The 20611-nt window shown below is 72.4% G+C and carries 20 protein-coding genes; 6 read left to right on the top strand and 14 right to left on the bottom strand.

Annotation, left to right across the window (positions count from 1 at the left end; all coding sequences use genetic code 11):
• Nucleotides 1–2 precede the first annotated feature (2 nt).
• The 6 genes from ABZ342_RS39250 to ABZ342_RS39225 all read right to left on the bottom strand — a co-directional run bounded on the left by ABZ342_RS39250 (nt 3) and on the right by ABZ342_RS39225 (nt 7803).
• Nucleotides 3–1418 (bottom strand): aminotransferase class V-fold PLP-dependent enzyme, encoded by a 1416-nt coding sequence (locus ABZ342_RS39250; RefSeq protein WP_360484293.1) that lies wholly within the window; start codon nt 1416–1418, stop codon nt 3–5.
• Nucleotides 1405–2718, bottom strand: a complete 1314-nt coding sequence (locus ABZ342_RS39245; RefSeq protein WP_155549862.1) for an MFS transporter — start codon at nt 2716–2718, stop codon at nt 1405–1407. Before ABZ342_RS39245 ends, ABZ342_RS39250 begins: the two co-directional genes overlap by 14 nt.
• Before the next feature lie 44 nt (nt 2719–2762).
• Nucleotides 2763–3710 carry a sphingomyelin phosphodiesterase gene (locus ABZ342_RS39240; RefSeq protein ID WP_360484291.1) on the bottom strand — a complete coding sequence of 316 codons (948 nt, stop codon included), beginning with the start codon at nt 3708–3710 and terminating at the stop codon, nt 2763–2765.
• Nucleotides 3711–3727: 17 nt separating this feature from the next.
• Nucleotides 3728–5722, bottom strand: coding sequence for a neutral/alkaline ceramidase (locus ABZ342_RS39235; protein WP_360484288.1), 1995 nt, complete (start codon nt 5720–5722; stop codon nt 3728–3730).
• Nucleotides 5723–5841: 119 nt separating this feature from the next.
• Nucleotides 5842–6867: an LLM class F420-dependent oxidoreductase gene (locus ABZ342_RS39230; protein ID WP_155549859.1), complete on the bottom strand. Its 1026-nt coding sequence runs from the start codon at nt 6865–6867 to the stop codon at nt 5842–5844.
• A gap of 9 nt (nt 6868–6876) precedes the next feature.
• Nucleotides 6877–7803, bottom strand: a complete 927-nt coding sequence (locus tag ABZ342_RS39225) for an oxygenase MpaB family protein (RefSeq protein WP_360484285.1) — start codon at nt 7801–7803, stop codon at nt 6877–6879.
• A gap of 86 nt (nt 7804–7889) precedes the next feature.
• Between ABZ342_RS39225 and ABZ342_RS39220 the strand changes: the two genes are divergently transcribed.
• The 5 genes from ABZ342_RS39220 to ABZ342_RS39200 all read left to right on the top strand — a co-directional run bounded on the left by ABZ342_RS39220 (nt 7890) and on the right by ABZ342_RS39200 (nt 12690).
• A complete protein-coding gene (locus ABZ342_RS39220) occupies nt 7890–8480 on the top strand; it encodes a TetR/AcrR family transcriptional regulator (RefSeq protein WP_360484282.1) in 591 nt (196 codons plus the stop codon).
• A gap of 52 nt (nt 8481–8532) precedes the next feature.
• Entirely contained in the window at nt 8533–9318 is a 786-nt protein-coding gene (locus tag ABZ342_RS39215) for an IclR family transcriptional regulator (RefSeq protein ID WP_155549856.1), read from the top strand.
• Between the two features lie 95 nt (nt 9319–9413).
• Nucleotides 9414–11231, top strand: a complete 1818-nt coding sequence (locus tag ABZ342_RS39210) for a glycosyl transferase (RefSeq protein ID WP_360484279.1) — start codon at nt 9414–9416, stop codon at nt 11229–11231.
• 18 nt (nt 11232–11249) lie between these two features.
• Entirely contained in the window at nt 11250–12098 is an 849-nt protein-coding gene (locus ABZ342_RS39205) for a DUF4397 domain-containing protein (RefSeq protein ID WP_360484276.1), read from the top strand.
• Entirely contained in the window at nt 12088–12690 is a 603-nt protein-coding gene (locus ABZ342_RS39200) for a class F sortase (protein WP_155549853.1), read from the top strand. The genes ABZ342_RS39205 and ABZ342_RS39200 overlap by 11 nt, the downstream gene beginning before the upstream one ends.
• Here ABZ342_RS39200 and ABZ342_RS39195 read toward each other — a convergent pair.
• The 6 genes from ABZ342_RS39195 to ABZ342_RS39170 form a co-directional block, all read right to left on the bottom strand.
• Nucleotides 12687–13790, bottom strand: a complete 1104-nt coding sequence (locus ABZ342_RS39195) for an LLM class flavin-dependent oxidoreductase (protein ID WP_360484272.1) — start codon at nt 13788–13790, stop codon at nt 12687–12689. The genes ABZ342_RS39200 and ABZ342_RS39195 overlap by 4 nt on opposite strands.
• Nucleotides 13787–14803 carry an ABC transporter substrate-binding protein gene (locus ABZ342_RS39190; RefSeq protein WP_360484269.1) on the bottom strand — a complete coding sequence of 339 codons (1017 nt, stop codon included), beginning with the start codon at nt 14801–14803 and terminating at the stop codon, nt 13787–13789. The genes ABZ342_RS39195 and ABZ342_RS39190 overlap by 4 nt, the downstream gene beginning before the upstream one ends.
• Nucleotides 14790–15491 carry an ABC transporter ATP-binding protein gene (locus ABZ342_RS39185; protein ID WP_360484266.1) on the bottom strand — a complete coding sequence of 234 codons (702 nt, stop codon included), beginning with the start codon at nt 15489–15491 and terminating at the stop codon, nt 14790–14792. Before ABZ342_RS39185 ends, ABZ342_RS39190 begins: the two co-directional genes overlap by 14 nt.
• Nucleotides 15476–16294, bottom strand: a complete 819-nt coding sequence (locus ABZ342_RS39180; protein ID WP_155549849.1) for an ABC transporter permease — start codon at nt 16292–16294, stop codon at nt 15476–15478. Before ABZ342_RS39180 ends, ABZ342_RS39185 begins: the two co-directional genes overlap by 16 nt.
• A 125-nt stretch (nt 16295–16419) precedes the next feature.
• Nucleotides 16420–17130, bottom strand: a complete 711-nt coding sequence (locus ABZ342_RS39175) for an MBL fold metallo-hydrolase (protein WP_360484263.1) — start codon at nt 17128–17130, stop codon at nt 16420–16422.
• 16 nt (nt 17131–17146) lie between these two features.
• Nucleotides 17147–18109, bottom strand: a complete 963-nt coding sequence (locus ABZ342_RS39170; RefSeq protein WP_360484260.1) for a zinc-binding dehydrogenase — start codon at nt 18107–18109, stop codon at nt 17147–17149.
• 48 nt (nt 18110–18157) lie between these two features.
• Between ABZ342_RS39170 and ABZ342_RS39165 the strand changes: the two genes are divergently transcribed.
• The gene (locus ABZ342_RS39165) at nt 18158–18727 is read left to right on the top strand and encodes a helix-turn-helix domain-containing protein (RefSeq protein ID WP_360484257.1); all 570 of its coding nucleotides are present in this window, start codon (nt 18158–18160) and stop codon (nt 18725–18727) included.
• On the opposite strand, the gene ABZ342_RS39160 is transcribed toward ABZ342_RS39165, so the two are convergent.
• On the bottom strand, nt 18683–19795 hold the full coding sequence (locus ABZ342_RS39160) for a hypothetical protein (protein WP_360484254.1): 1113 nt from the start codon (nt 19793–19795) through the stop codon (nt 18683–18685). The genes ABZ342_RS39165 and ABZ342_RS39160 overlap by 45 nt on opposite strands.
• 262 nt (nt 19796–20057) lie before the next feature.
• Complete coding sequence (locus ABZ342_RS39155; protein ID WP_360484251.1) at nt 20058–20570, bottom strand: DinB family protein; 513 nt, start codon at nt 20568–20570, stop codon at nt 20058–20060.
• Nucleotides 20571–20611 lie beyond the last annotated feature (41 nt).

Here is a 20611-nt window from a genome sequence, read left to right as displayed (position 1 = left end):
TTTCAGGGCGTGTAGAGCGCGCCCAGGAACTCGAGCAGCAACCGCTCCCGCAACGGCGCCGGTGCCGTTGCGAGGAGCGCGTTGATCGGGGCCATCCGGTCCGGGAGACCGGCCGCGCCGCCCAGGCCCGCCGCCGCCAGCAGCCCCGCGAACTGGTCCGACGTCAGCGTCGCCGGATCCAGCGCCGCGACGAAGTCGGCCACGGCGGGGTCGATCACCACCGGGCCCGCCGCGCGTGCGGCATCCAGAGAAGCCGCGAGGTCCGTCAAGAAATCCTTCTCGCTGCCGTGGTTGGCCGCCGTCACCGTCAGGTGCAGGTTCACCGGGGACGCTTCGAAAGCGAACTGCGGCTGGACGTACCAGCCGCGCGTCTTCATCTCGTCCGCCACCGTGAAGAGGTCGAAGCCGTCGTCGCCGGTGAACGCGATCAGCGTCGACACCGGGTCGCCGAGCACCCGCAGACCCGGCAGTTCCCCGATGCCGGCCCGGATCCGGGAAACCGCTTCCCGCGTGGACGAAGCCAGCTGCAGGTAGCCGTCCTCGCCGAGGTGCCGGACCACCGCCCACGCCGCCGCTAGCGGGCCGCCCGAGCGCGTGCTCTGGATCGTCGTGTTCAGCATCGTGTAACCCGGCCAGGCCGCGCTCGCGAAGTAGTGCGAGCGCCGCAGTTCCGCCGACGCGTGCAGCAGCACCGACGTGCCCTTCGGGCAGTACGCGTACTTGTGCAGGTCCACCGAGATGCTCGTGACGCCCGGGACGCGGAAGTCGAACGGCGGGACGTCGGCGCCGAGGCGGGCGAAGTACGGCAGCACCCAGCCGCCGATGCACGCGTCGACGTGCATCCGAACGCCCCTGGCAGCAGCCGCCGCCGCGATCGGAGCGATCGGATCGAGGACGCCGTGCGCGTACGACGGCGCGCTCGCCACCACCAGCACCGTCGAGTCGTCGATCGCCGCGGCCATCGCCGCCGGGTCGGCGCGGAACGTCACCGGGTCGACCGGGACGTCGATCCGCCGCAGCCCGAACAGGTGCGCCGCCTTGTGGAACGCGGCGTGCGCGGTGGTCGGCAGCACGATCGACGGCGACGCGATCGAGGGGTGCGCGTCCCGGGCGGCGAGCACCGCGAGCAAACACGACTCCGTGCCGCCGGAAGTCACCGAACCGACCACGCCGGACACTGAGCCGAGCAAGGACGAAGCCGCCGAGACGAGGTCGTTCTCCATCCGCAGCAAGCTCGGGAACGCCGTCGGGTCGAGGCCGTTCGCCGACGACGCCAGCGCGTGCGCGGCCGCCCCGAGCGTGTCCACTTCGGACAACCCGCTGTCGTAGACGTAGGCGAGCGTGCGGCCGCCGTGCGTCGGCAGGTCACCCGCGCGCAGCTCCCGCAGCTCCGCCAGGACGTCCTCAGGCGGGTTCATGGCGCGGCTCCAGCACCTTGCGCCGCAGCAGCGGCAGGGCCAGCGCGATGAGCACGCCGGGGATGATCGACGCGCCGAACAGGATCGCGACGATCGCGCTGTGCGGCTGGGCCGCGGTCGCGTCGGTGCTCGAAACGTACCCGCCGAACGCGAGGATGATCGCCCACAGGCCGCCGCCGAAGGCCAGCCCGAGCGTCTCCCCCGCGGTCCAGACCCCGGCCGCGATCCCCGCCCGGGTCTCGCCGGTGCGCTCCTCCTCGGCGGTGATCAGGTCGGGCAGGATGGCGAGCGGGAACACCGAGATCCCGGCGTACCCGACGCCGCACAGCGCGACGAAGACCAGCGTCACGGCCAGCGGCAGCGACTGGGCGAAGACCAGGCCGAGCAGGCCCAGTGCGAACGCCGCCGTGGCGATCCGGAAGCCGTTGAGCTTGCCGACGCGGTCGCCGAGGCGCGGCCACAGCGGCATGGTGACCAGCGCCGGGCCGACGAAGATCACGAAGATGATCGTCCCGTAGCCCTCGTCGCCGAGGATGCGCTGGGCGAAGAACGGGATCGCGGCGAGCACCGTGCCGATGCCCAGTGCCTGGATGAAGTACGAGCCCAGCAGCCAGCGGAACGGGCGCCAGGCGGCGAGCGTGCGGACCAGTTCCTTCAGGTTCACGGTGTTCGGCCGCAGCGAGCCGACCGGCGCGTCCTTGAGGCCGAAGTACACCAGCAGCGTCGCGGCCAGCACGATCAGCCCGATCACGACGGCCATCACCCGGTAGCCGGCGACCCCGCCGATGCCGGTGCTGATCGCGGGCGCGCCGCCACCGCAGATCAGGATCGTCACGGCCAGCACGCCGATGCGGACGCTGGTGAGCTTGGTGCGCTCCGCCCCCGACGAGGTGAGCTCGGCGGGCAGGGCGTTGAACGGCACCTGGAACAGCGCGTACGCCGTGGCGCAGAGGGCGAACGTGATCGCGACGTACAGCGCGTCCGGCAGCGGGGTGCCGAACCCGGGGTGGGCGAACATCGCCGCGAACAGGATCGCGACGCCGATGCCGCCGATGAGCAGGAAGCGGCGGCGGCTGCCGGTCTTGAGCAGGTCCGCGTCCGACATCCGGCCGGCGATCGGGTTGAACAGGACGTCCCAGGCCTTGGGCACGAACACGATCGCGGCGGCCCACCCGGCGGGGACGGCCATCGTGTCGGTGAGGTACTTGACCAGCACGAGGCCGGGGACGGTGCCGAAGGACCCGGTGACGAACGAGCCGAGCGAATACCTGAACCGCGTCCGGCCGGACAGCGTCGTCATGGTTCTCCTCGCAGAACGAATCCCGGCATCCACCACTGAGGGGATCAGTAGTGGATCTCGGCCCGCACCGGGTAGTGGTCGGAGGGAATCGTGCCACCGTCGTAATGCACCAGCCGAACCGGGCCGACCTCGGCGCGTCGCACCGAGCCCACGTAGTCCAGCGAGTCGCGGTAGGTCGCGGGAACGGACTTCGCCGCGTCCGGGTTGGTGACGGCGTCGAAGGTGTACTCCCCCGCGGCCGTGGTGCGCAGCGTGCCGCCGAGCGCGGCCGCGCCCTGCTCGGCCTGGGTGCGGCCGGCGGCGTCGCGACGGTCCTGCCCCGCCCAATACTCGATGTTGAGGTCCCCGGCGACGGCCACCGCGTCACCGGCCGGGACGTGGGCGGCGGCGAGGTCGCGCAGCTCGCCGAGCTGGGCCATCCGGACCTGGTGCGCCTTCGGCAGCGTGTCGGGCGCTTCGTCGGCCTGCAGGTGCGTGCCGGCGAGCCAGAGCGCCTTGCCATGGGCGAAGATCCGGACCAGCGCGGCACCCTTGTTGGACAGGTAGTCGGCGGTGCCGGAGTAGGAATTGCGATAGACGAGCTGGTGCTTCTCGGTGATCGGGTACTTGCTCAGCACGGTGACGCCGCCGTTGACGACGATCGGCGAGTTCGAGCAGGTGCCGCTCACCGACGTCCAGCCCGGCGACGTCGAGCAGGACTGGCCGACCAGCGGCGTCCGGAAGGGATACGCGTCCACGAGCCGGTCGCGCAGGCCCTCGGCCTGGGCACTGAAAGCCTCTTCGAGGACGACTACGTCGGTGTCCTGGGCGCGGATGACGCGCTCGGCGGCCTGGGCCCGGGCCTCCTTGTCGGAGGTGTTCGGGTTGGCGATCCACGGCAGCTGCCAGAGGTTGAAGCTGAGCACGCTCACGGCCGCGTCCGCGGCCCGGGCGGGCGTGGCGACGAGGGCGAAGGCGGCGACGACGGCGGCGAGAAGGGCGGTCCTGCGCACGCGGGGTCCTTTCCGGATCAGGAGACGACGAAGGCGCGGGAGGTCCCGCCGAGCTGGGCGATGGCTCCGGTGAGCCCGTGCTTCCAGGCTCCGGAGTGGACGACGCGGTACTTGCCGGCCGGGGTGTTCGCGGGGATGTCCCAGGTGACCTCGGCGCGTGACTCGCTCACGAACGTCCGCGTCCACCGGAACTTCGTCGCCCAGTCGCCGTCGTCGGCGTGGCGGACCCAGCGGCCGTCCACGTACCGCTGGACCTCGAGGAACGTGCCGTCGCGGCGGAGGTCGTTCTTCGGGTGGCCGGTCACGAAGGCGACCGACACCTGCTCGCCGCGCCGGTAGCTGCTCTTCGCGTCGGTGACGACGTCGCCGAAGTTCTTCAGCAGCGGCGCGCTGTCGAAGACGACGCCGGGCTGGAAGTTCACGAGCTTGCCGCGCAGGTCGCGCGGGACCGGGCCGTGCGGCACCGAGGTCCCCGCCTTCATCGCGGCGGCGAGCTTCCCGAACTCCTGCTGGTACGCGGGGAGGGTGTAGCGGCCGAAGAGCGTCGACGCGCCTTCGTACTGCTGGGAGTCGTACTCCTCGGGCGTCGTGACGTACTGGCTGTAGGCGTTGGAGTAGCCCTGCATCAGGACGTTCTCCAGCGGCACGCCCAGCGCCTCGGCGACGGTCTTCCGGATCCGCAGCCCGGCGACGATGGTGTACTCCGCCGGCCCGGCGACGAGGTGCAGCTGCCCGATCCGGACGATCTGCAGCGGCAGCACCTCCGGCGCCCACGGGTAGGGCTTCATCGCGCCGAACGGCACCGCGACGACCTTCGGCGCCTGCGCGTCGGCGAGCGCCCGCGGGATCGGCGCGTCGATGCCGCCGAGCCAGTCGATGAAGGGGTTCTTGACGCCTTCGGGCAGCGGCAGGCCGGGCCCGTCTTCGGTGCTGCCGGCGAGCATCGAGACGCCGATCGCGGCGGTGCAGGTGCGGTGCGGACGTCCGTCCGGGGTGAACCGGGGGTCGACGTCCACGGCGGACATGTCCACATAGGTCAGCCGATGGTCGACGCCGCCGGTGACGGTCTCGGTCGCCGCGTCGAAGGCGTGTTTCGCCGCCTGGAACTGGAGTTCGCCGATGCGCCGGGTGTTCTCGAACTCCGTCTCGGGCGTGCCGGGCTTCAGGTCGAGGTTCGGCGTCATGTCACCGGAGTTGGTCTGGGCGAACGCGGCGACGAACCCGGGCGGGCCGTCGAGGTAGCGGACGCCGGCGTGGTCGTGCTCCCACGTGTAGGCGGCGTAACCCTTGTTGTCGCTGCTGATCAGGTGGTTGCCGTTGCTCATCGACGTGCCGTGCGTGGCGAACCAGGTGATCGCGCCGACGTCCTGGCCGCCTTGGCGGAACCGCAGCACGGTCACCGCGGGGTCGATCGAGAGCGGGAAGTGGTCCTTGTCGGGGTTCAGTTCGAAGGCGACGCGGGACCGGTTGGCGCTGGCCTCGGTCAGCTCGGTGCGGCCGAGGGTCAGCTCGCCGGGCTTCAGGTTCTCGTGCGCCCGGCCGATCGCGTCGACGATCCCGGCGACGACGGCGTCGTAGGTCTGCTGCTGGAAGCCGAGGATCGCCAGGTCGTAGGCGGCGTAGTGCGAGTCGCCGCCGCACGCCGAATGCGTGTGGGTGGCGTTGAGCAGGACGTTCTGCTCGGTGTAGCGGTCGCCGTACTTGCGGGCCAGCTCGCGGAGAACACCCTGGTGGACGGACTGGAACAGCGCGCCCAGCTCGGCGGTGACGAAGACGATCCGCTTCGCGCCGTCGTCGACGATGTAGGCGCGGGCCCGGGTGCGCAGGTGGATGCCGGCGGTCTGCTGCTGCGGCATGGAGTAGCCCATCATGCCGTTTTCGGCGGCGGGCCCGGTGACGTCGCCGATCCCGACGCCCACCTTGAGCGAGGAAGCGGCCGCGGCGGGTCTGACCGCGGCGGCGAACGGGAGCGCGGTGGCTCCGGCCAGGACGGTACGACGACTCACCCGCATACGGTCTCCCGACTAACGTGAACGACTTTCGCGTTAGTCGGGGACCGTACGTGAGCCCCGCCACCCGGGCAACCCGACAAAAGTGCCGTCAAGCCGCCCGGGCGCCGTCGATTCGCCGGTCAGCCGAGCGCTTCGGCGATCTTCGTCAGCGTCGCCGCGTCCCCGCGGAGCAGCAGCTGGGTGACCACCGTTTCCTCCCACGCCTGCAGCTCGTCGCGGATCTTCGCCGCCGGCCCGATCAGCGACGTGTCCTCCACGAGCGACGTCGGGATCGCCGCGGTCGCCTCGTCCTTGCGGCCCGCGAGGTACAGCTCCTGGACCTTGTCCGCCACGTCCTCGTAACCCAGCCGGGCGAAGACGTCGTGGTGGAAGTTGACGCTCTTCGCGCCCATCCCGCCGATGTAGAGCGCGAGCGACGGCTTGATCCACGAAGCCGCCTCTTCGACGTCGTCGTGCACGATCACCGGGATCGAGCACGGCACCTCGAACGTCTCCAGGGTGTGCCGGGCGCCTTCGCGGGCGAAGCCCTCCGCCAGCGCCGCCTTGTAGAAGTCGTTGCTCTTGGGCGAGAAGAACAGCGGAAGCCAGCCGTCGCCGATCTCCGCCGACAGCGCGACGTTCTTCGGGCCCTCCGCGGCCAGGTGGATCGGGATCTCCTTGCGCAGCGGGTGGACCGTCGGCTTCAGCGCCTTGCCGAGCCCGGTGCCGCCCTTCAGCGGCAGCTGGAAGTGCTGGCCGTCCAGGGTCACCGGGGCTTCGCGGGCGATCACCTGCCGGACGATGTCGACGTACTCCCGCGTCCGGGCGAGGGGCTTCGGGTACGGCTGGCCGTACCAGCCCTCGACGACCTGCGGCCCGGACGCGCCGAGCCCGAGCACCATCCGGCCGCCGGAGAGGTGGTCGAGCGTCATCGCGCTCATCGCGGTCGCGGTCGGCGTGCGCGCCGCCATCTGGACGATGTTGGTCCCGAGCCGGATCCGGCTGGTCGACGCGCCGTACCAGGCCAGCGTCGTGAACGCGTCCGAGCCGTACGCCTCCGCCGTCCACACCGAGTCGAAGCCGAGCTCCTCGGCCTTGAGCACCGCTTCCAGTGCGCCCGGCGTCGGGCCGCTGCCCCAGTACCCGACGTGGAATCCCAGCTTCACGAATGCCTCCTAGACGTTCGGCGCGTAGTGCTCGGGCTTGCCCCGCTCCGACAGCGGCGGCAGGTTCCTGGGTGGAGTCTCGACCAAGGCGGCGTCCGGAGCCACCTCGCCGCGCTCGCGCCGCCAGCCGGCCCGGGCCCGCGGGTGGTAGCGGCGGTCGTGCGGGACGAGCTCGAACACGGCGTTGATCAGCTGGCCGACCCGCCGGTGCCGGCGCGCGTCGCGCTCCGACCAGCGCAGCCCGAGCAGGTCCCAGATCTCGCGGTCGTAGAGCCCGGTCGTCAGCCAGACGAAGTTCTTCGCGATCAGCGCGCTCACCGGCCGCCAGAGCGCGTCCGGCAGCCACGGCAGGAACGGCGGCTTCGCGATCCCGCCGAGGTCGAGGACGTCGCGGGTGGCCTTGTTGTCCTCCAGGACGTCGGCGCACATGTGCTTCCAGTAGCGCTGGAAGTCCTCCCAGCTCTCCGGCACCGGCCGCATCGTCAGGTCGTACATCCGCCACCACGTGACGTGCTCGTCGAACAGCCGCCGTTTTTCCGCCTCGCCGATGCCGCCCATGAAGTGGTCGGCGATCAGGATCGTGCTGACGAAGAACGTGGCGTGCGCCCAGTAGTAGGTGTCGGGATCGAGCGCGTGGTAGCGACGGCCTCGAGCGTCGACGCCCTTGATGCGGTCGTGGTAGCCGCGCACCTGCAACGCGGTCGCGTGGGCGCGCGGGCCGTCGTAGACGACTCCGCCGATCGGGTAGAGCGAGCGGAACAGCCGCTGCCAGCGCTCCTCGAAGAACCGCGAGTGCTGCTCGACGCCGGCGCCGAGGCCCGGATGCATGTTCTGCATCGACCCGGCCCACAGGGCGATGAGCAGGCCACGCCAGTCGCCGAAGTACTTCCAGGTCAGCGAGTCGGGACCCAGGGGTTCGGGCGATTCCCTGCTCATCGGCGCTCTCCTCGTCGAGTCGGAACTGACTACGGCTGTTGTCAGGCTAGGATCTGACAACAGCCGTAGTCAACCGAGGAGTGATCATGCCGGGCCGCACGTGGGCGGGCACGACCCTGGACGACCGGAAGGCGCTGCGGCGCGAGCAGCTCGTGTCCGCGGGCCTCGAACTGCTGGGCACCGAAGGCTCGGCCGGGACGAGCGTGCGCGCGGTGTGCCGGCACGCGAAGCTCACCGAGCGGTACTTCTACGAGAGCTTCGCCGACCGCGAGGAGCTCGTCGCCGCCGTCTACGAGCACGTCGGCGAGCAGGCGCGCCAAGCGCTGGTGGACGCGGTCCGCGACGCGCCGACCCCGGTGCTGCGGGCCGAGCACGCCGTGCGCGCGTTCGTCGAGCTGATCGTCGACGATCCCCGGCGGGGCCGGATCCTGCTCCTCGCCCCGCTGACCGACCCCGCGCTGACCCGCCGCGGCCTGCACCTGCTGCCGGTGTTCGCCGCGCTCGTCGGCGAGCAGCTGACCCACGGCGACGAGACCGAGCGGCAGATGGTCGCCGTCGGGCTGGTCGGCGCGCTGAGCAACGTCTTCATCGCCTACCTCGACGGCTCGCTGAAGGTTTCCCGCGAACGGCTCGTCGCCCACTGCGTGCGGCTCGTGCTCGGCGCCGACGACCACTGACCTCACCTCCGACCTCGTGACACTGGCGGGGAAGATCGGGCACACTCAACCCATGCGTACCGCTGGGCGGAACGACGGCGCGAGCGGCGACGGTCTCGTCGCGACCCGGCTCGCCGCGCTGCTGGAAGCCTTCCGGCCGGGCGACGAGGCCCTCGGCGTCTCCGAGCTGGCCCGCCGGACCGGCCTGGCGAAGACGACGGTGCACCGGCTGGTGGGCCACCTCGCCGACACCGGCCTGCTCACCCGCGAGGACGGCGCGGTGCGGCTCGGGCTGCGGTTGTTCGAAATCGGCCAACTGGCGTCACCGCGGCGCGGGCTGGTCGAAGCGGCCCGCCCGTACCTCGCCGACCTCCGCGAAGCGACGCGCAACACCGTCCACCTCGCCATCCTCGAAGGCACCGAAGTCGTCTACCTCGACGTGCTGCGCGGCCCGGACGCGCCGACGCTGCCGTCGCGCATCGGCGGCCGGTTCCCCGCGCACGCCACGGGAGTCGGGAAGGCGATCCTCGCGTTTTCTCCGGAATCCGTGGTGAACGAGGTGATCGACGCCGGATTACCCAGGATGAGCCCGAAGACGATCACCGCACCCGGCCTGCTGCGCCGGCAGCTCAGCCGGGTCCGGGAGGATGGGATCGCCTTGGAACGCGAGGAATCCGGCGTCGGCGTCGTGTGCGCGGCCAGCCCGCTGCTCGACTCCCGCGGCGTCGCGGTCGCCGCGGTCTCGATCTCCGGCTGGGCCAACCGGATGCGGACCGAACGGGTCGCGCCCGCCGTCCGCACGGTCGCACTCGCGTTGACCCGGACACTCTCCGGATCCACTCGGGACAGTCGGAAATAATCTTGCGGGACAAGGCTTTTCGGATCTCTAGGCCGTCCGGCTGACGTAACCGTCCCGAGCTGGACGGGTGATCGGGAGCGGCTACGATCCGTCGAATGGCCCAGCACAGCTGGGGGACGACGTTCTCGGGCCGCTCCCCCGCGACCCCTTCCGAGCCGACGGCCGGTCACCGGTTGCTGTCGCTCGACATCGTGCTCGCCCTGCTGGCCCTCGCCGGCGGCCTGCGGGTGCTCTACCTCGCCGCGCCGAGCCCGGCGTTGCCCGCCGAAGCCGCGAACGTCGCCCACGCCTACGCGCTCGGCCACTTCACGCCGTTCACCGACGCGGGCGGCGCCGGTGTCAGCCCGTTCGGCTGGTGGCAGCTCTCGGCGTACACGATGGTTTCGGACGCGTTCGGCCGCTCGGCGACAGCACTGGCCGCGGTCCGGGAGACGATGCTCGTCGCGGCGGTGGCCGGTGCCGTGCTGCTGTGGGTGCTCGCGCGCCGGCTCGGCCTGACGCGGTGGGCGTCGGCGGCCGCGGTCGTGCTGCTCGCGGCGTCCCCGCTGGCCCTGGGCCTGCAGCGGCTCGTCGTCGTCGAGGACCTGGCGGTGGTGTGGGCGCTGGGCGCGCTGGTGCTCGTCACCCGGCCCGACGCGCGGATCCGGCACGACATCTACGCCGCGGTCTGCCTGCTGGCCGCGGTGCTCACCTCGCCGCTCGCGCTGTTCTTCCTGCCCGCGGCCGGCTGGCTGCTGGTGCGGCGCGCGCCCGTGCGGGCCGCGCTGGTGGCGGTGCTGCTCAACCTCGGGCTCGGCATCGCGTTCGGACCGGCCGCCGGGGTCCTCCGGCCGCACCTCGCGGCCGCGGGCCGTCCGTCGGTCGCCGACTGGGTCGCGCTCGACCCGGCGTGGGCCGTGCTGTCGACCTTCGCGCTGGTGGCCGCGCTCGCCGTGACGTCCCTGCGGCCGTTCGCGGTGTCCGGCCTGCTGCTCGCCGCGACCCTGGCCGTGCCGGGCGTGCCGCACACCGCCGTGCTCGCCCTGCTGCTGCCGGTGACGCCGCTGCTGCTGGCCGGCGTCGTGCAGGCCGTGCTCCGGCAGCGCGCCCCGGCCCACCGCGGGGAAGCGGCCCGGCGACCCGGGAAGGGTGTCGTGCTCGCCGCGGTCGTCCTCGTCGCGATCGTGGCCGCCGGCTGGGCGTACGGCTACCCGGCCCTGCGGCCCACGACCGACCGGGGCGGCCCGCTGGCGGACGCGCAGGAGTGGTTGCGGGCCAACGCTTCCGGCTCTCGCGTGCTCGTCGACGACGCCGCCTGGGCCGAGCTCGCCAAGGCAGGCTGGCCGACCGGCATGCTCGTCCCACCCGCGGCGTGCGCGGCCGCCTGCCCGCCCGCCGAGTGGGCCGTCTTCGCCGACGACGCGACCGACCTGCGCCGCGCCTATCCCGCGATCGAAGCCGCCTTCGCCAACTCCGGCGCGACCGCCGTGTTCGGCACCGGCCCCGCGGTCAAGATCACCGTCTCCCGCCTCGGCCTGCCGCCGGCCGACCCGGCCGCGCCGTCGGAAGCGTCGGCACGCGCCCACGCCGGCGAGGCCCTCCAGGCGTCGGCCCGCATCACTTTCGCCCCGGACGCCGCCGCCGTGCTCCGCGCGGGCCGCGTCGACCCGCGGCTGATCGCGACGATCGCCGCGCTCGCGGCCCTGGAACCGGTCCGGGTCGCGGCGTTCCCCGAGGTCCCCGGCGAAGACCCCGCCGGGCAACCCCGCCGCCGGGTCCTGCTGACCGGTGGCGAAGACGGCGCGGCCGCGTTCTACACCGGCCAGCGCGACCTGTTCCGCCCCTCGTCGGTCGCCCGGACCGGCGGTGGCGTGCTCGTCACCTACCCGCTGTTCGCACCCCCGGGACTGCTCGTCCCGTTCTCCTCCCCCTGACCGGTGAAAGGCCCTCCGATGCGCACTCTCCCCCAGCTCCTGCTCAGACCCGGCGGGTTGGCCGCCGCCGCGCTCCTGCTCGTCGCGCTGACGCCGGTGACGGCCGAGGCGGCGACCGCGCCCGGCCCGGGTGTCGGCTGGATCCGGGTCGGGCACCTCTCCCCCAAGGTGCCGCCGGTGGACATCTACTTCGCGCCCTTCGGCCAGGCCGAGAAGGTCGTCATCCGCAAGGCGGGCTACGGCGCGGTCACGCCGTACTCGTCGCTCGACCCCGGCAAGTACACGCTCTCGATGCGGCCCGCCGACGCGGCGTCCAGCACCCCGCCCGCGCTGTCGGCGACCATCGACGTCGCCGAGCGCAGCGCGTACTCGCTGCTGGTGTTCGCGAACGGCCCGGACGGCACGCTCAAAGGTGACCTGATCACCGACGACCTCACCGCGCCCGCCGCCGGCAAGGGCCGGCTCCGGGTGGTCGAAGGGTCGGCGGCGATCGCCCCGGTCAGCGTCCAGGGCCCGACCGGCACCGCGTTCGCCAAGGACGCGGCCTACGGCCAGACGTCGTCCTACATGGACGTGCCGGAAGGGCGCTGGCCGCTGCAGCTGTCCGGTGGCTCGGTCAGGTCGACCGCCGACGTCGACGTCAAGGCCGGGACGTCGACCACGCTCCTGATCACCGAGAACGCCGGCGCGCTCAAGGCGAACCCGATCTCCGACGGCGCATCGCTGCCCCAGCCGCCGAAGCTCGGCGTCGAGACCGGGGGCGGCGGCACGGCGCCGTCGTCCGGGCTGCCGCTCTGGCCGGCGTTCGCGGCGGCCGGGCTGCTGGCCGCGCTCCTCGTGGGACGCCGGGCGGCTCGTGCGCGCTGACCTCGGCGCGCTGCTGGTCGCGGTCCTGCTGGCCGCGGGCTGCTCGGTGGCCCCGGCCCAGCCCGCGCCGCCATCCCCGGCGCCGTCTCCGGTTCCGTCGGCGCCGGTGGCGAGCGGTCCCCTGCCGCTGCCCCCGGCCGCCGACGTCCACCCGGTGCGGCTGCGGATCCCGGCCATCGGCGTGGACGCGCCCGCGCTCGTCCCGCTCGGGCTGGGCGCGGATCACCAGCTCGAAGCGCCCGCGAAGTTCGAAGACGTCGGCTGGTACGCCGCCGGCCCGGTGCCGGGCGACCCCGGGCCGGCGGTGATCGCCGCGCACGTCGACTCCCGGTCCGGGCCGGCGCCGTTCTTCCGGCTGCGCGACCTGCGCGACGGCGACCCGGTGTTCGTCACGCGCTCCGACGGCCAGGAGACCCGGTTCGTCGTGGACACCGTCCAGCGCTACCCGAAGAACGACTTCCCGACCGACGCGGTGTACGGGCCCGCGCCGGGCAGCGCGCTGCGGCTGATCACCTGCGGCGGCAGCTTCGACGCGGCGAAACGCTCCTACCGCGACAACATCGTCGTCTACGCCTCGACCCGCTGGGGTTAGGACTCCTTGATCAGGCCGCGCCGGGCCAGCTCGGGCCGGACGCCGTCGCCGAACCAGTACGCCTCCTCCAGGTGCGGATAGCCGGACAGCACGAACTCGCTGACGCCGACGCTGTGGTACTCCTCGATCAGGTCGGCGACCTCGTCGTGGCTGCCGACCAGCGCGGTGCCCGCGCCGCCGCGGACCAGGCCGACACCCGCCCACAGGTTGGGGTGGATCTCCAGCCCGCGGACGCCGCCGTCGGTCCGGCCGCCGTGCAGCGCGACCATCCGCTGCTGCCCGACCGACTCGCTCGCCGCGAGCTGCGCCTGGGCCTTCGCGACCTGCTCCGGGCTCAGCGCGTCCAGCAGCTTCTGCGCCTCCGCCCACGCCTCGGCCGAGGTGTCACGCGAGATCGTGTGCAGCCGGACGCCGAACCGGATCGGCCGGTCGCCGGCCAGCTCGCGGACCTTGCCGATCTTCTCGGCCACCTGCGCGGGCGGCTCGCCCCAGGTCAGGTAGACGTCGGCGTGCCGGGCCGCGACCGGCAGCGCGGCCGGCGACGACCCGCCGAAGTAGATCGGCGGCACCGGGTCCGGCGCGGCCAGCGTCGTCGCGCCTTCGACGCGCAGGTGCTCGCCCTCGAAGGTGAACGGCTGCCCGGACCAGACGCCGCGGACGATGGTGAGGAACTCGTCGGTGCGCGCGTACCGGGCGTCGTGGTCGTGCCAGTCGCCGAAGCGCCGCTGCTCGACGGCGTCGCCGCCGGTGACGATGTTGAGCAGCACCCGGCCCTCCGACAGGCGCTGGAACGTGCCGGCCATCTGCGCGGCGAGCGTCGGGGAGATGACGCCGGGTCGGAAGGCGACCAGGAACTTCAGCCGGGTCGTCTCGCGGATCAGCGCGGCGGTGGTCAGCCACGCGTCCTCGCACCACGTGCCGGTCGGGGTCAGGACGCCTTCGAAGCCCTGCCGCTCGGCGGCGCGGGCGACCTGCGCGAGGTAGTCCAGGTCGGGTTGGCGCTGCGCCGACGGCCCGGCGGACCGGTTGGCGTGGAAGCGTTCCACGATCGTGCGGCCGTCGCCGCTGGTCGGCAGGAACCAGTGCAGCCTGATGGTCATCCGTTGCTCCTCGCCTGATCCAGGTCGGAGGCGAACCGCCGGTCGGCGAACGCGGCGAAGTCCACCTTGCCCGGCAGAGTCTTCTCGTCGGTGAACGCGTCCGCGAGCTGTTGCTCGGACTGGATGACCGAGTCGTCGAGCGGGATCGGCTGGTCCCGGCCCGCGTCGACGGCCTTCCGGGCCACTTCGAGCTTGAGCCCGGTCTCCTTGGCCCACGCCGCCGCCCACTCCGGGCGGTGCGTGTCGGCCCACTTCTGCGCCTTGACCACCCGGATCACGAAGTCGCGGATCGCCGAGTTCCGGCCGGGATCGGCCAGCGCCGCGGTGCTCGCGGTCTCGAAGGCCAGCCCGTTGGACGCGCCGCGCCCGTCGGCGAGCACCCGGGCCTTCGCCTCGATCTGGGCCTGCGCGGTGTAGGGATCCCAGATCGCCCACGCGTCGATCGTGTGCTGGGTGAACGCCGCGTAGGCCTCGGCCGGCTGCAGGAAGCTCACCTTGATGTCCTTCGTGGACAGTCCGTTCCGGTGCAGCGTGTTCAGCAGCTGGCCGTGCGCGGAACTGCCCTTCGCGACCCCGACCGTCTTGCCCTTCAGCGAAGCGACGTCCGCCAGCGGCGAATCGGGCGGGACGAGGATGGCCTCCCGCTCGACGTTGCTGCGCGCGACGCTGACGACCGCGATCTTGGCCTTCGCCGCGGCCGCGAAGATCGGCGGCGTGTTGCCGACGCGGCCGATGTCGATCGCGCCCGCCGAGGCCGCCTCGAGCAGCGGCGGTCCGGAGGTGAAGGTGGACCACTCGATCTTGTACGGCGTGCCGTCGAGCTGGCCCGCCGCGGTGAGCAGCGACTTCACGCCGCCCTTCTGGTCGCCGACCCTGAGCGTCACCTTCGCCAGGTCGGCCGCGCTCACCGGCCCCGGAACGGCGGCCGGTCCCGAGCCGGAGCTCGCCCCCGAGCCGCACCCGGCCAGCACGAAGGCCGCCGCCACGAGCGCGATTCCGTTACGCCACTGCATCTTCGGTCACTCCCAAGTCGGCCAGCACACGCCGGCGGAGGTCGTCGTGGCCGGCTTCGCGCGGCCGGTGCTCGGCCACGATCCGGCCGCCGTCGAGCACCAGCACCCGGCCGGCGAGCCGCAGGGCCTCGTCGACGTCGTGGGTCACCAGCAGCACCCCCGGCCGGTGGCGCCGCCAGAGGTCCTGGACCAGCCCGTGCATCGCGATCCGCGTGAGCGCGTCGAGGGCGCCGAACGGCTCGTCGAGCAGCAGCAGGCCGGGTTCGCGCACCAGCGCGCGGGCCAGCGACACCCGCTGGGCTTCGCCGCCGGAGAGGGTGAGCGGCCAGTCGTCGGCGTGGTCGGTCAGGTGGACCTCGGCGAGCGCTTTCTCCGCGAGCGCGCGGTTGCGGGCCTTCGAGACGCCGTCCTGGCGCAGGCCGAGGACCACGTTGCGCCAGACCTTCCGCCACGGCAGCAGTCTCGGCTGCTGGAAGGCGACCGAAACCGTCCCGGTCACGTCCGCGCGCCCTTCGACGTCGTCATCCAGACCGGCCAGCACCCGCAGGAGCGTCGACTTGCCGGAACCACTGCGGCCCAGCAGCGCGACGAACTCACCGCGGTCGACGGTCAGATCGAGTCCGCTGAGAATGGTCCGCTCGCCGAACTTCTTCGTGAGGTCCCGGACCTCGGCTACCGGGTTCGCCACCGCAGCACCTTCCGTTCCAGCAGCCGGACCAGCGCGTCGGTGACCAGGCCGAGCAGGGCGTACAGGACGAGACCGACGACCACGACATCGGTGCGCAGGAACTCGCGCGCGTTGTTGATGAGGTAGCCGACGCCGGCGTCGGCGTTGACCGTCTCGCCCACGATCAACGCCAGCCAGGCGATGCCGAGCGACTGCCGCAACCCGACGAGCGCCTGCGGTAACGCACCGGGGATCACCACGTGCCAGAGCCGTTCCGCCCGGCTGAACCCGAGCGCCCGGGACGCCTCGACGAGGTTCGGGTCGGCACCGCGGATTCCCGAGTGGACGTTCAGGTAGAGCGGGAAGGCCACCCCCAGGGCGACCAGCACGATCTTGGTCTCCTCGCCGATGCCGAACCACAGGATGAACAGCGGGATCAGGCCGAGGAACGGCAGCGTCCGCAGCATCTGCACCGGCGGGTCGACCAGCACCTCACCCCAGCGGGACAGCCCGGAGACGATGCCCAGCACCACGCCGATGACGGCCCCGATCGCGAACCCGGCGCCGACGCGGCCGAGCGACACCAGGAAGGCGTTGCCGAGTTCGCCGCTGCGCGCGACTTCGACGCCGGCCCGCACGACCGTCCAGGGTGAACTGAGCTTGTCGGGCGGCAATACGCCGGTGGCACTGGCGATCTGCCAGGCGGCGACGAGCACCACCGGGCTGATCCAGCGCCGCAGATCGGGCCGCCACGCGATCCGGCGTGGCGGCCCTTCGGCGCGCTTCCGGGCGCGCGGAAGCACGCCCGTGGTGGAAATCGACACGGATTTCTCCCGGGGACGGGGATGTTCGGGGCTTGCGTGCTCCCGACATTCGGGCCCCGGTCAGGCGAAGTCAATCGCCGCCCAGTCCGTGAAACAGCGGTGTTTCACCCCGTGGAACACCTTGCTCAGCCGCCGAACATGACCTTCCATTCGTCGAGCGACCGCGGCCGGTAGACGAAGTTGGTGCGCTTGACGTCCGACAGCGCGGCCGACGGTTCGGCCGAATACTGGTGCCCGGGGTAGACGACGGGGTCGCCGGGAAGCCCGGCGAGGGCCTGCAGGCTGCGGTAGATCTCCTCGGCGTCGCCCCCGGGGAAGTCGGTGCGCCCGCACCCTTCGAGGAAGAGCGTGTCGCCGGAGACGAGCTTGTCTTCGACGAGGAAGCACTGGCTGCCGGGCGTGTGGCCGGGGGTGTGCAGCATCCGGACGGGGATCGAGCCGACCTCGAGGACGTCGTCGTGGTCGTGTGCGCGCAGGTCGGTTTCCTCGACCCCGGTCACGCGGCGGACCCACTCGCTTTCGGCGCCGTTGACGTGGATCGGCACGGGCCGGAGCGCGAGCAGCTCGGCGATGCCGGGCAGGTCGAAGCCCATCATCTCGCCGCCGACGTGATCGGGGTGGTGGTGGGTGGCGAGGACCCCGGTGAGCCGCATGCCATCGGCGTCGAGGACATCGAGCAGGTCCTGCACGGCGTAGGCCGGGTCGACGAGCACCGCGTCCCGGGTGTCCCGGTCGCCGATGAGGTAGGCGAAGTTCACCATCTGCGTCGCGACCGGGTCGCCGACGGCGAAGTCCCGACCGGCGAGCAGCTGCCGGAAGTAGAGCCGATCTGCCATGGCCACACCCTACGGGTCAGCTTTCCGGCGGAGTCAGCACGATCCTCCCGAACACCTCGCCGGCCTGCATCTTCCGGTGGGCCAGTACCGCCTGGTCCAGCGGCAGGACCTCGTGCACGACCGAGGTCAGCTCTCCCCGGTCCGCGGCGGCGAACAGGTCCGTCGTCACCGCCCGCCGGTCGGCCTGGGGCACGGTGTTCGCGCTGAAGGTCGAGAACGACAGCGACCTCTGGAACGCCGCGAACAGCTGCTTGCCGAAGTCCGCCGGAGGGTCGCCGGCGACCGCGCCGATCGCCACCAGGCGGCCGTTCGGGCTGAGCTTGGCGAAGAACGACGGCAGGTCCGGCCCGGCGACGATGTCGATGACGACGTCGTAGGTGTCGGCCGTCCCCTCGCCGGCGCGGTCCAGCACGCGGGTCGCGCCGAGTTCACGCAGGCGTTCCCCGCGCTCGGGCGAAGACGTCGTCACCGCGATCGCGCCGGCCCCGGCGCGGGCGGCGAGCTGGACCGTCATGATCCCGAGACCGCCCGCCGCGCCGCGGACCAGCACCGACTCGCCCGGGGCGAAGTGGGCGTGGCGGAGGCCGAAGTGCGCCACGGCGCCGGAGCTGCCGAGCGTCACCGCGTCCACGGCCGACGTCGCCGCCGGGAGCGGGACGAGCGTCTCGGCCGGGGCGACCGCCTGCTCGGCGTACCCGCCGCCCACGCCGGTGAAGGCCCACACGCGCCGTCCGGTCCACTCGCGGTCGACGCCGTCGCCGACCGCGGTCACCGTGCCCGCGATCTCGCCGCCGAGGATGTGCCCGTCCCGGAACCCGTACGCGGCGAGGGCGCCGCTGCGGATCACGGCGTCGACCCCGCCCACGCCGATCGCCTCGGTGGCGACCAGCACCTGTCCCGCGGCCGGTTCCGGGACCGGGACGTCGATGACCGCGAGCCCCTCGGGATCGCCGAACGCTTGCACCGCAACTGCTTTCATGGGACCGACGGTAGTGGACGCCGGCGTCCGCTTGGCTAAAGTGAGAGCGTGGCCGATCATTTGCCTCACCTGCTGCGCTCCGACGCCCGCGACAACCGCGAGCGCATCCTCGACGCGGCCCGCCTGGTGTTCGCCGCCGAGGGCCTGGACGTGCCGATGCGCGAGATCGCCCGGCGCGCCGGGGTCGGGCCGGCCACCCTGTACCGCCGGTTCCCGACCAAGGAACTGCTGGTCACCGCGGCGTTCGCGGACCAGATGCGTGCGTGCTACGCCATCGTCGACGAAGGGCTCGCCGATCCCGATCCGTGGCGCGGTTTCGCCCTGGTCGTCGAGCGGCTGTGCGAGCTGCACGCGCGCGACCGGGGCTTCACGACGGCCTTCGTCTCGGCGTTCCCGCACGCGATCGACTTCGCCGCCGAACGCGAACGGGCCTTGCGGTCGATCGCCGAGCTGATCCGCCGCGCGCAGGAGGCCGGGCACGTGCGCCCGGACGTCGTCCTGGACGACCTGGTCCTGGTGCTCATGGCCAACGGCGGCATCCAGGCGCCGACCCCGGCGGCCCGTCTCGCTGCTTCACGACGCTTCGCCGCGCTCGCCCTCCGCGGACTGCGAACCTGACCCCTGGTGCAGGGCGGCGTAGGCCCGGTCGCGCAGGACGTTCGCCTCGCGGTCCGACAAGGTCGCGCTCAGCGGGCGCAGGACCAGCCGGACCAGGAGGTTCTTCTGGTCTTCGGTGGCGCCGAGCCGGGCCAGCGCCTGCAGGGGCAAGTGCGCGCACGGCGTCTCCTGCAGGATCTCGACCGATTCGACGACGTCGGCATCGTCGCCGAGGGCGGTGCGGACGCGATCGCCGAGGTCCTCGGCGCGATCGTCGTGCGCGACCGCGACGGAGAGGTCGCGGCGCACGGGCGGCAGGGCCGAGACCGGGCGGTACGGCGCGAGGTCGGCGAGCTGCGCCGCGACGGCCGGATCGGGTGACCGCAGGAGGCGGATGTCCGGGATGTCCTTCAGCAGCATCAGAATCCGGTCGAGGCCCATGCCGAGAGCCAGCCCGGACCAGCGGTCGTCGAGGCCGGCGCGGGCGAGGACATCGGGGTGGACGAGTCCGCATTCGGCGACCTCGATCCACTCGCCGTGGTGGCGGACGTCGAGCTGAGCACCGTCCACTGTGTACGGATGACGGCGGGCTTCGAGGCGCCACCGCCGGCCCGGCAGGAGTTCGGTGGCGAGGGATTCCACCAGGTGGCCCAGGTCGTTCTTCGTGCGCGTGATCCGCCACAGGTCGAGCTGGTGCGGAGTACCGGTGTGCAGCCGATCGATGCTGTCCCGGCGGTAGACGATGCCGGGGCAGACGAGCAGGACGTCGTCGGCCGGCCGCGCTCCGAGCGCCCGCAGCGCGCCGGGGACCAGGGCGCTGGAGTGGCTGCGCAGCACGTGGTCCGCGTCGACGTAGCGGGTGTAGCGCGCGTCGCGGGTGACGTCGGCGGGGTCGTAGCCGAGGTTGTCGTAGTTGTCGGCGACGCTGACGATCCGATCGCCCCGCCACCACCGCACTTCGGTGCGCGGCCCTCGAACGGCGGCGACGGCCCGCTCGACGACGAGCTGCATCGCGTGCGGGCCGGCCGCGGGATCGGTGAGATCGCGAATCGCGAGGTCACGGGCGAGCTGGGTAGGCGTTTCGGGCATGACAGGACCTCCTGTGGTGAACGGGGTGAGGGTGACTGCTCCCCCTGGGCCCGGACACCCGGCGAGGTTCGTTGCGGCTTGGTCATGGCTCGGCTGTGCTGGTGCGGACCGAACCGCGCGGGCAACGCTCAGGCAACCCCGACCGCGGACATGGCACCGGAACCCCGCTGGCACCCGCAAAGGGCCAGGGGGCCGGTAAATCGGCGGTACTCCGCGACGGCGGCCACGAACCCAGGTTATCGGGCCGTGTCACGCGGATTTTTCACTCGCCCACCTCCCCATCGGCCAGCTCCCGCAGCAGATCCAGATGCCCCACGTGTCGCGCCGTCTCCTGCACGACGTGGGCCACCACCCACCTGACCGTGAACTCCGACCGCCGCCGCGTGCGGTCGTCGGGGACCAGTCGGCGCAACGACTTCTCCGACCGGGCCCACTCGGCCTTGTACGCCGCCACCACCGAGGCCGGTGTGTCGTCCGGTGACAGGTCCCAGCTGGGGTCCGGCGACCCAGCCCACAGCGACGGCAGGTCCGCTCCGCCCGCCTCGATCGACAGCCACCACCGCTCCACCGCCGTCAGGTGCTTCACCACCCCCAGCGCGCTCAACCGCGGCGACGTCGAGAACGGCGTGGCCGCCGCCTGCTCCACCGACAGCCCCGCCAGCTTGTTCACCGCCGTCGCGCGGAGGAACTGCAGAAAGTCCAGCTGCAGGCGCAACTCGTCCCAGGCCAGCCGGGCCGGCCAGGTCCGGTGCGTCTTCGAACTCGTGTTCGACATGACCGGAACGTACCGCACCGGTCCGACAAAATAGAGTGATC

This window comes from Amycolatopsis sp. NPDC005961 (assembly GCF_040629235.1).
Lineage (GTDB): Bacteria > Actinomycetota > Actinomycetes > Mycobacteriales > Pseudonocardiaceae > Amycolatopsis > Amycolatopsis camponoti.
This window is presented reverse-complemented; position numbering and strand designations above follow the sequence as displayed.